The 10095-nt window shown below is 56.4% G+C and carries 12 protein-coding genes; all 12 read left to right on the top strand.

Going from position 1 to position 10095, the window contains the following annotated elements; translation table 11 throughout:
* Nucleotides 1–309 precede the first annotated feature (309 nt).
* Nucleotides 310–3045: a DNA methyltransferase gene (locus CJ255_RS19610; RefSeq protein ID WP_245863604.1), complete on the top strand. Its 2736-nt coding sequence runs from the start codon at nucleotides 310–312 to the stop codon at nucleotides 3043–3045.
* Between the two features lie 5 nt (nucleotides 3046–3050).
* Nucleotides 3051–3383, top strand: a complete 333-nt coding sequence (locus CJ255_RS19605) for a DUF6883 domain-containing protein (RefSeq protein WP_097645779.1) — start codon at nucleotides 3051–3053, stop codon at nucleotides 3381–3383.
* 16 nt (nucleotides 3384–3399) lie between these two features.
* Nucleotides 3400–3618: a DUF4926 domain-containing protein gene (locus CJ255_RS19600; protein ID WP_097645778.1), complete on the top strand. Its 219-nt coding sequence runs from the start codon at nucleotides 3400–3402 to the stop codon at nucleotides 3616–3618.
* A gap of 97 nt (nucleotides 3619–3715) precedes the next feature.
* Nucleotides 3716–5704 (top strand): BREX-3 system phosphatase PglZ, encoded by a 1989-nt coding sequence (gene pglZ, locus CJ255_RS19595; protein ID WP_165774826.1) that lies wholly within the window; start codon nucleotides 3716–3718, stop codon nucleotides 5702–5704.
* A 133-nt stretch (nucleotides 5705–5837) separates the two neighbouring features.
* Nucleotides 5838–6563 (top strand): hypothetical protein, encoded by a 726-nt coding sequence (locus tag CJ255_RS19590; RefSeq protein WP_097645776.1) that lies wholly within the window; start codon nucleotides 5838–5840, stop codon nucleotides 6561–6563.
* Nucleotide 6564: 1 nt separating this feature from the next.
* Nucleotides 6565–6852: a PIN domain-containing protein gene (locus CJ255_RS19585; RefSeq protein WP_097645775.1), complete on the top strand. Its 288-nt coding sequence runs from the start codon at nucleotides 6565–6567 to the stop codon at nucleotides 6850–6852.
* Between the two features lie 135 nt (nucleotides 6853–6987).
* Nucleotides 6988–8301 carry an AAA family ATPase gene (locus tag CJ255_RS19580; protein WP_097645774.1) on the top strand — a complete coding sequence of 438 codons (1314 nt, stop codon included), beginning with the start codon at nucleotides 6988–6990 and terminating at the stop codon, nucleotides 8299–8301.
* Entirely contained in the window at nucleotides 8298–8750 is a 453-nt protein-coding gene (locus CJ255_RS19575) for a hypothetical protein (protein WP_097645773.1), read from the top strand. The genes CJ255_RS19580 and CJ255_RS19575 overlap by 4 nt, the downstream gene beginning before the upstream one ends.
* Before the next feature lie 2 nt (nucleotides 8751–8752).
* Nucleotides 8753–8974 carry a hypothetical protein gene (locus CJ255_RS23025; protein WP_124682020.1) on the top strand — a complete coding sequence of 74 codons (222 nt, stop codon included), beginning with the start codon at nucleotides 8753–8755 and terminating at the stop codon, nucleotides 8972–8974.
* 14 nt (nucleotides 8975–8988) lie between these two features.
* Nucleotides 8989–9279 (top strand): DUF2442 domain-containing protein, encoded by a 291-nt coding sequence (locus CJ255_RS19570; protein ID WP_217352500.1) that lies wholly within the window; start codon nucleotides 8989–8991, stop codon nucleotides 9277–9279.
* Nucleotides 9280–9388: 109 nt separating this feature from the next.
* Nucleotides 9389–9901 (top strand): hypothetical protein, encoded by a 513-nt coding sequence (locus tag CJ255_RS24525; protein ID WP_097645772.1) that lies wholly within the window; start codon nucleotides 9389–9391, stop codon nucleotides 9899–9901.
* A partial coding sequence (locus tag CJ255_RS24975) for a tetratricopeptide repeat protein (RefSeq protein WP_369127680.1) occupies nucleotides 9880–10095 on the top strand: 216 nt, incomplete at its 3' end. The genes CJ255_RS24525 and CJ255_RS24975, both read left to right, overlap by 22 nt.

Below are 10095 nucleotides of genomic sequence, written 5' to 3'. Positions count from 1 at the left end.
CCGTAGACTTCTGAAAGCCGGCTAAAGCCGGCACTCCCACGACCGTCCGTAGATTTCCGAAAGCCGGCTAAAGCCGGCACTCCCACGACCGCCCGTAGACTTCTGAAAGCCGGCTAAAGCCGGCACTCCCACGACCGTCCGTAGATTTCCGAAAGCCGGCTAAAGCCGGCACTCCCACGACCGTCCGTAGACTTCAGGTGGAGTGCCGGCTTTAGCCGGCCTCCCCACACCACACATAATCCTATGCACCAACAATCTTCGTTCCCCCAAGCTCCCACCGAACCAACTCCCCCCGTCGAGTGCCTCGGCATGACCTTTGCCGACGATGAGGCGCGCCGTGCCTACTTTACCGACAAGCTCCGCGAGAAACTGTGCGATCCCGAGTTTCGCAAGATCGAAGGCTTTCCGCTTGGCACCGATGAGGATATCCTCGCGCTCTCCGATCCACCCTACTACACCGCTTGTCCTAACCCGTTTCTTGAGGAATTCATGCGGGTGTATGGCAAGCCGTATGATCCAAGTGAGGCGTATAGCAAAGAACCTTTCGCCGCAGATGTGAGCGAAGGGAAGAATGATCCTATCTACAATGCCCATTCCTACCACACCAAAGTGCCGCATAAAGCGATCATGCGCTATATCCTCCACTACACCCAACCGGGCGATGTGATCCTCGATGGCTTTTGTGGTACGGGCATGACCGGGGTGGCGGCGCAACTGTGTGCCAATCCAGACCCGGCGTTTAAGGCCAAAATTGAACAGGAGTGGCAAGAGGCTGGTTGGGGCATGCCATCGTGGGGGGCGCGACGTGCGATTCTGGGTGATCTCTCGCCCGCCGCGACGTTTATTGCCTATAACTATAATACGCCGGTAGATTCAAGTACATTCGAGTTAGATGCACGGCAACTCTTCGCTGATTTTGAGCATAAGTATGGATGGATGTATACCACACGCCACAGCGATGGTCGTACAGGAAAAATCAATTTCACTGTCTGGAGTGAAGTATTTACATGTCCTGAATGTAGTTCTGATGTAGTCTATTATGATGTCGCTGTTGAAAAAGAGACTTTTCGAGTTTTGGATACTTTTGAGTGTACTCATTGCCATGCTAAACTTGGAAAGAAATCACTTAATCGAGTGCATGAAATATTTTTTGACCAACCGATTAGTGATTTTCATAAACTGGTTCGATACAAACCGGTATTGATTAATTACCAAGTCGGATCTGTTCGTGCAGAGAAAGTGCCAGACGCGCAAGACCTTGAAGTCATTCAAAGAATTCAGGAATACCAGATTGAGGGTTGGTTTCCTGTACAGGAAATGCCTGATGGTGAACGCAAAGGAAAAGATGGCTACCATTTGAAAGGGATTACCCATCTGCATCACTTCTATTTCCGTAGGGCTTTGATTGCATATGCGCATCTGTGGGGGCAAGTGCAAGACAAAAGCGCTTTTATGCGTTTTTTTGTGCAGGGAAATTGTCTTGGGTTTACAAAAATGAATAGGTATCAACCCATTCAATATGGAAGAACTGGGGGATCGCAAGTAAATCGTTATTTTTCAGGAACGCTCTTTGTTGGTTCGTTAATTTCTGAAGTTTCACCAGCATATGCAATGACCAACAAAATGGGAAGATTGAGCAAAATTCGTCTTCCATTCACGAAGCGAAATGCCATTGTAACGTGTCAATCAACCACACGACTGGCACAAATCCCAGACTCAGTTTGCGATTACGTCTTTGTTGATCCTCCTTTTGGCAACAGTCTTCATTACTCAGAGTTGAACTTTTTCTGGGAGGCTTGGCTAAATATTCTCACCAATCGCTTACCTGAAGCTGTAATGGACAAAGGTCGCCAGCGTACATTGATGGATTATCAACATCTCATGGCGCTAGCTTTTCAGGAGCTTTATCGGGTACTTAAACCAAGTCGGTGGATTACGGTTGAATTTCACAACTCAAGTAATGGTGTCTGGAATGCAATTCAGGAGGCAATTCAGCGAGCTGGGTTTGTGGTTGCAGATGTACGTACACTTGACAAGCAACAGGAAACGTACAAACAATCTATTCAAAAGCTTGTCAAACAGGATCTTGTCATTTCAGCTTATAAACCAAATGACGGATTAGAACAGCGATTCAAAATCAACGCCGGTAGTTTAGATGGTGCCTGGGACTTTGTCCATACCCATCTTCGTCAGTTACCAGTGTTTGTTGAGATGGCAGATCAGCGGGCTGAAATTATTAATGAGCGGCAGAATTATTTACTCTTCGACCGCATGGTCGCATTCCATGTCCAGCGTGGGGTCGCCGTGCCACTCTCTGCGTCGGAGTTTTACGCTGGCCTGGCCCAACGCTTTCCTGAGCGTGACGGCATGTACTTTCTGCCCGAGCAGGTGGCCGAGTATGAGCGTAAGCGCCTGAATGTGCGCGCTATGCAGCAACTCGAGATCTACGTGATGAACGAGGCTTCGGCGATCCAGTGGATCAAGCAGCAACTGCACAACAAGCCGCAGACGACTGCCGAACTGACGCCGCTCTTTATGCGCGAACTGAATGCGTGGCCAAAGCATGAGCGTCTGCTTGAGTTGCGTACCCTGCTGGAAGAGAATTTCCTTGCCTACAGTGGTAGCATGCCTGTTCCGGCCCAGATTGTGGCATGGATGAGGCGGAGCAGCGATCTGCGCGATGTGATCGCCGATGAGGTGGCAAACGGCAGAGCGGCGGAGGAGAACGGCACCCTAACGACCACGAACGCACGCCTGATCACGGTCGCCCGCGACCGCTGGTATGTGCCTGATCCCAATCGGGCGCTTGACCTTGAACAACTGCGTACGCGCAGCCTGCTCAAAGAGTTTGCGACCTACCTTGAGGGCAGTCGGAGGCTCAAGCAGTTCCGTAGCGAAGCGATCAAGGCGGGCTTCAAGCAGGCATGGAATACCAAAAACTACGAGACGATCGTCCAGGTGGCAGAACGGCTACCGGAGAGTGTCGTGCAGGAAGACCCTGACCTGCTCATGTACTATGATAACGCGAGCCTGCGGGTGGGGTAAGTGCCATGCGACTTCCGTATGCCGACCAAGCGATTGTCGAGATCGCCAAGCTGCGCGACTACTGCCTCAACCCCGCCCACCCGCGTGGGCGGCATAAAGCGCGTGTCTTCGCAGCGGCACTTGGTCTTACTGCCAACGATGCAGCAGTGCTGCGCGATGCGCTACTCCATGCGGCACAAACTGAAGAAGCCACTGTAGCAGAGCAGGACGCATTCGGCCAGCGTTATGTGGTAGACTTTCGTATGTACGCAGCGCAGGGCGAAGTAGTGGTGCGAAGCAGTTGGATTGTACGCACCGGCGAACAAAACCCACGGCTTACCAGTTGTTATGTGTTGTAACGAAGGAGCAGGTAGAATGCATGAACCAATACAAATCTTGGATGTGGTTGCCCTGCTCAAAGATATTCCTGCACATGGGCTACGACGTGGTCAGGTCGGCACTATTGTTGAAGAGTTGGCACTGAATGTATTCGAGGTTGAGTTTAGCGACGATAATGGGCGCACCTACGCTCTGCTTGCGCTGCATGCCGAGCAATTGATCGTGCTGCACTACGAGCCAGCGTTAGCGGCGTAGTTTAGCTGGGCAAACCATGCTACGTGGCACACGGTGGAGTGGCGGCTTTAGCCGGCTGAAGCCGGCACTCCACCGCTTCACCGGAGGAGGCAGTCCCATGCTCGACCACCTACTCGCCTATTTCCCGCCTCATACCCATCCGCTCTCATTGGTAAGCGATCCAGATGATCTGTTGGGTGATGAGCGCATCCTGGCCGTACTTGCCGAGCGCGGCTTTCGCCTGCTTGCGGAGCGCGATCCGATTGCGCTGCGCTACCGTCTGCAACAATGCCTGCCGCTCAGTGTGCAGACGCCAGTGATCATTGTGACCGCCGAGGCGCTCGAGGCGCTACCGTATGACCTGTGGCAACAGGGCTACCACATCATACTTGCGCTCCATGAGTTCTTTCCCAACATCGCCTATCCAGCCCTGCGCGAACTGAGCCCAGGCCAGCGTCAGCGGCTGAGTGCGGCGCAGAAGCAATGCGGCACGCCACGCCATGCGCTCGCCTACCGTGATAGCCTGGATTATCTGCTGCAGGTGGTGTTTGACTTTGCGCCTAGTCGGCTGCGTTCATGCGCTGATTGGTTGGCCTGGCTTGAGCGCTACCACGCATGCAATGATCCTATGGCGCAGGTCTTTCTCCAGCACCTTGGGAGCCAACTGCGCCACGTAGCCTTGCTCGCCAGCCTGCCCAACGATGAGATGTTGCGCGATGCAGCGGTCTACCACCGTTTTGTCCAAGCGGAATGGAGCAAGTACCTAGAAAAGCAGGTTTGTGAGCGCACGGATGGGGCGTATCTCTCAGCGGCCATGCTTCCCTTCGCGACCGATGCTGCCCTGCACGATCTGATTCCACGGCTCGTGCGTACGGGCACCCTCACTCCGGTTGCGCTTGCCAACGCCGCCACCCTCCCAACATGGACGCGACCGGCGGTTGTGCAACACAGCGCGGAGCGTCAACGACAGCAATTTGCAGAAGGAGTGGCATGGCTTGAGGCGCAGCTACCACTCAACACCGCTGCGGCAACGCCCCCACTCCGTTGGGAGCAGTGGCAGCTTGTGGCGCGCCGCTGGGCGCAGATCAGCAATTGGCATGCAGCAGCCGAGCATGGACTGGATCACGATCAGGCGAGCAGCTATCGCCTTCTCCAGGCGCGGCTGGATGCCCATTTTGCCCACTGGTTGCATGCCAACTACAGCGCACTGGCTACACGGGCGCTACCCATTCCGCACCATCTGCACCACATCCCTGGCTGGCTGGCCTACCGCTGCCAGCAGCAACCCGATCAGCGCATCGCACTCCTGATCCTTGATGGGATGGCCCTCGCCGACTGGCTGCTCATCCGCGAAATCTGGCAGGCGCGTCATCCTGACTGGCACATCGATGATCGCTTGGTTCTTGCCCAAATTCCGAGCATGACCGCGATCTCACGCCAAGCCTTAATCAGCGGCATGCGCCCAGCAGAGTTTGCAAGCACCCTGCTGCATAATCGGCACGAGCAGCAGCATTGGTCAAACTTCTGGCAACGGCAAGGTCTGAGGCCCGACGCGATCGCATGTGCCCACCTTGCGACCCAGCGCGAAGCCGCGTATCCTGAGGTCATTCATAGCCGACGCATGCAAGCACTCTGCCTCGTCAGTTCAGTCATTGACGCAAAGGTACACAAAGAGAGCCAGGGCGCAGTTGGCTGGCAGGCCACACTGGGGGTTTGGCTTCACGCCAATGATGGACAGCACCAGCCCATCGTCTGGCTGGAAGAACTGATCAAACATCTGTTCAACCTGCGGTATACTGTAGTGATCACAAGTGACCATGGGCACGTTGCGGCGCTCGGCATGGGCCTACCGCAGGAAGGGGTGCTGGTAGAGTCACGCAGCAAACGCGCACGCCTCTACTCCAACCCGGAGATTGTTCGCGTGGTACAGATGCAGTTCGCTGACACCATCGTCTGGACTGACGACGGCCTGTTGCCAGCCCAGACCCAGGTGCTAATACCGCAAGGCCGACGGGCCTTTGCCCCGGGGGGCGAGCTTGTTCTCAGCCACGGTGGTATCACCCTTGAAGAGTTGGCTGTGCCTTTGGTTACGATAATGTGTAGCTAGGGTGCGCGAGGGAACCTGGTTCCCTCGCATTCTTGCAACGAGGGTGCGCGAGGGAACCTGGTTCCCTCGCATTCTTGCAACGAGGGTGCGCGAGGGAACCTGGTTCCCTCGCATCCTTCATCGGTATAACATTATGGAAAAACAGATCGGCTTTCGCCGAAACATCTATTTGAATTGGCTCAATGCCACCGCAGCAATCTGTGCAGAGACGAGCGATCTTCGGGAGCTACGCACCCGTCTTGATCCAATTGTTGCCGAGCAAATAGAGAGCCAAGCAAATCGCCAGGTTGCCATCACCATCTTACTCACAATCTGGGTAAAGACGGCTGAGCGGCATCATGATCTCCAGCATGAAGCGGTAACCCTCTTTGCTCAATCACGTACCGCAAGTGATCGGATCTGGCTGCACTACGGTCTGAGCCTGCTCGCCTACCCCTTCTTTCGCCAAGGCATGGTCACCATTGGCCAGCTCCTGCGCCACCGTGACGCCATTGGTACCCGTGATGTAGCGCAGCGTCTCGTCAGCACGATGGGGCCGCTTGGCGGTTTGCAGAAAGCGACGGATCGCCTCATCTTTTCCCTACGCAACTGGGGCCTCTTGGTCAACACACCAGCGCACGCCACCTATGCGGCTCAGCGTCTGAGTACCACCACGCCAGCAGTTGAACACTGGATGCTTGAGGCGGCGCTAGCCGCGCATCCTGCCCAAGACCTTCCTTTTGCCGACCTGGTGCGTCTACCCGAACTCTTTCCCTTCCACATTGCCCTTGGGATTGATGACATACGCCAAACGAAACGCTTCGAAGTCCAGCGTCAGGGCATGGGCTGGGATATGGTGCGCCTCGCTGAGGTGGCATGAGTTGCTCTATGGTGTCGAACGCCTCCCCTCATCAGCGCGGCGCACGGCGCTTGAACACTATCTTCACCAGGTGGTTGCGCCCAACTTGCCGATCCTTGCCTACGACTGGCAAGCGGCGCTCTGGCATGCCCAAGAACGCGCTCGCCTCACGCTGCGCGGACGTACCCCGTCGTTTGCTGATGGTCAAATTGCGGCGATTGCCCATGTCAATCAACTTGTGCTGGTCACCTGCAACACGGCTGACTTCGTTGATTTTACGGGCTTGGCAGTTGAGGATTGGCGTGTGTGAGGTAACATGTGGTGAGCCACAACCACTCGACATGGAAGCAATTCAGTGTGAATCGCGGGCTGAGTAGGAAGCCCGTATCTCAGTCACCGATTGAGGGTAAGATGCTACTGCCAAACCTCTGGCAAGGAGGGTGCTGTGCTTGAAGCTTTCCGTATTGCAAATTTTAAGAGCTACCGCGAAGCTACCCTTTCCTTTGCTCCGCTTACTCTCCTGATTGGCGCGAATGCATCGGGTAAGAGCAATGCTATTGAAGCGTTACGGCTGCTTGCTTGGTTGGCCCAAGGCCAGCGCCTCACGGAGATCTTGCAGCGCGTCCATACGGATGCGTATGCTATCCGTGGGCGCGTAGGCGACCTAGTCTACAATGCGTCGCCGACGTTTACGTTGGGCTGTAGGGTTGCGGATACGCAGGTTGCCGCATGGAATAGGCTTGATCTCACGATTGCGCTCGATGCGACTGCGCTGCGTATCCACGAGGAGCAGATCACAAGCGCGGATCAGCATGTTCCCCTCTATCGTGTAGAACCGACGGCTGATCCCTCCAGCCACGATCTTCAGGTTGCGTATAACAACTTCGCACGCGGTGGAAGGAAGCCGCATATTGTGGCTACTGATCAGCAGGCGGTCTTCACCCAATTGCTTACACCAGCGCGCTTCGCCAACGATCACCCTCAGTCGCAGCAGGTGATCCCGATGGTAGCGAAAAGGTACCAGACGCTGCTGGAGCAGACCCTCTTCTTGGATCCGCATCCGCGCCGCATGCGCGACTACAGCTTTATGGTTGACGTGCATCTGCGCGGTGATGGCGCGAATGTATCAAGTGTCTTGTATGATCTCATCCATCGACAACAGGCTCACGACCAGGTACTCGCATTCATTCGGGCGCTGCCAGAGCAGGACATTCGCGCCATCACCTTTGTTGAAACGTCGCGCAGCGAGGTGATGGTGCAGCTCACCGAGACCTTCGGCGGGCGCGAGCAAATCCGCGATGCGCCCCTGCTCTCTGATGGTACCCTGCGCGTACTGGCCATTGCGGCCGCCCTGCTCTCTGCGCCAGAGGGTTCGCTTGTGGTGATCGAAGAGATTGACAATGGTGTCCACCCTAGCCGCGCACAAACACTCTTGGCAAACATCCAGCGGGTCGCGCACGCTCGTCGGCTCAGAGTCTTGCTCACCACTCACAACCCCGCGCTGCTCGACGCGCTCCCCCTTGCAGCGATCCCAGATGTTGTCTGCTGCTACCGCAACCCAACTGAGGGTGATAGTTGCCTCATACGACTAGAAGATCTTGCCACCTATCCCGAACTCATTGCCCAAGGTTCACTTGGCGATCTGGTAACGAGCGGAACCCTCGACCGTTTTCTGAAGCAGCGGCAGACGCTTCAGGAACGCCGTGCGGATGCCCTTGCGTGGCTGTCTACCCTTGAGGTAGAGGCAGGTGAAGGGTGAGCATCTGCCTGATCGACACCGGCGTTCTCTGTAATCTGCTGCGTGTGCCGCACCGTGACCAACGTCACGATGAGGCTTTGCGCCAACTCAAAGCATACATTGAGGCCGACATCACGCTCCTGCTCCCCGTGGCCGCGATTATTGAGACTGGCAACCACATCGCACAACAAGGAGATGGACACATACGCCGCGCAACAGCCAGCAAATTCATCACTCAGGTGCAGCACGCGCTTGACGGAACAGCCCCTTGGGTGGCGACGCCTTCGTTTGATGTGCAACTCGTGCGTGGTTACCTCGCCGCATTTCCAGATCACGCCATGCGGGGCATCGGAATGGGCGACCTTTCGATTATCAAAGAGTTTGAGCGCCAGTGCATACTTCATCGCATGCGTCGCATCTTCATCTGGTCATATGACCGCGATTTGATTGGGTATGATCGCATGCCATAGCGGTGCTGCGTAGCGCGAGGCGATCTTCGTTTATCAACTTGGGGTGGTTCCGTGAGACGTTGGTGAATGTGGAGTTGGGGCTGCGTGCCATGACGCTTGAGCGGCTCCAGGGGATTGCGGCGGCACTGCACATTCACATTCATTCGGCTGAACTGATCTTTGACCAGCCCGAACGCGCTCGTTTAAATGTCCAACCCCTCCAACCAATTGCACCACTCACCTAGAGAGGAATGAAACAATGACGATGTTTGCGCGGGTACAATCTGTCGAACCGAGCGACGGCCAACGTGTTCGCGTGGTCTTTACTACAGGAGAGGAGCGCGAAATTGATCTCAGCCCATACATTGCGACCGGGCCTATCTTTGCCCTCGTGCGTACCGATCCCGCCTTTTTTCGCACAGTTTTTGTTGATGGTGGTACCGTAGCATGGCCAAATGGGGCCGACATCGATCCCGATGTGTTATATCATGGGAGAACTCCCCCTTGGGCAGAGGCAACATTGTACACTGAAGAGAGCCGCTCGCGGTAAAGGTTTTTCTGGAGAGAGGAGCGATGTTCAAGGGTGCTTTCCGCTGAGTACTTAGGCCTCTGGCCTGCCCTACCTGCTGATCTTCGACAACTGCGAAGAGCCGCAACTGGTGCGTGACCACCATCCCGGCGGGGCGACGCGGGTGCTGATCACCAGTCGCAACCCCGACTGGCCGGGCGACCTGGGGGTGCAGCGCCATGCGCTCGATGTGCTACACCGCGCCGAGAGCATTGCCCTGCTGCGCCAGCACCGCCCCGAACTGAGCGACGCTGACGCCGACGCGCTGGCTGCCGAGTTGGGCGACCTGCCGCTGGCCCTGCACTTGGCCGGGCGCTTCCTGGCGGGCTTGGCCAAACGCTGGAGCGTAGAGCGCTACCTTGCAGAACTCCGCAGCCCGCGCCTCTTCGAGCGGCTGCCGCTGCGCGAACGGGACGGCACGCTACCAACCGGCCACAACCGCGACGTCGCCCGCAGCTTCGCCCTGAGCTACGAGCGCCTCGAACCCCAAGACAGCGAGGATGCCCTGGCGCTGCGCCTGCTCGCCCGTGCCGCCCACCTCGTACCGGGGGAGGTTCTTCCCACCGCACTGCTCCTCGCCACATCTGGATCGGGCGACACCTAGATCGGCTAGGCAGCTATGCTTCAGCGCAATCCTACGTCGAACGCGCCTTGGCGATACGGGAGCAGGTGTTGGGGGCCGAGCATCCCGATACCGCCATCAGCCTCAACAACCTGGCGATCAATCACTACTACCAAGGTGATCTGGTTACTGCCGAGCGGTTGATGAGCCGGGCGCTACAGATCCGCGAAACGCGG

The organism is Candidatus Viridilinea mediisalina (genome assembly GCF_002532535.1).
In the GTDB taxonomy this organism is placed as follows: domain Bacteria; phylum Chloroflexota; class Chloroflexia; order Chloroflexales; family Chloroflexaceae; genus Viridilinea; species Viridilinea mediisalina.
The sequence above is the reverse complement of the archived record's forward strand: the minus strand, read 5'-3'. Positions and strand labels throughout refer to the sequence as shown.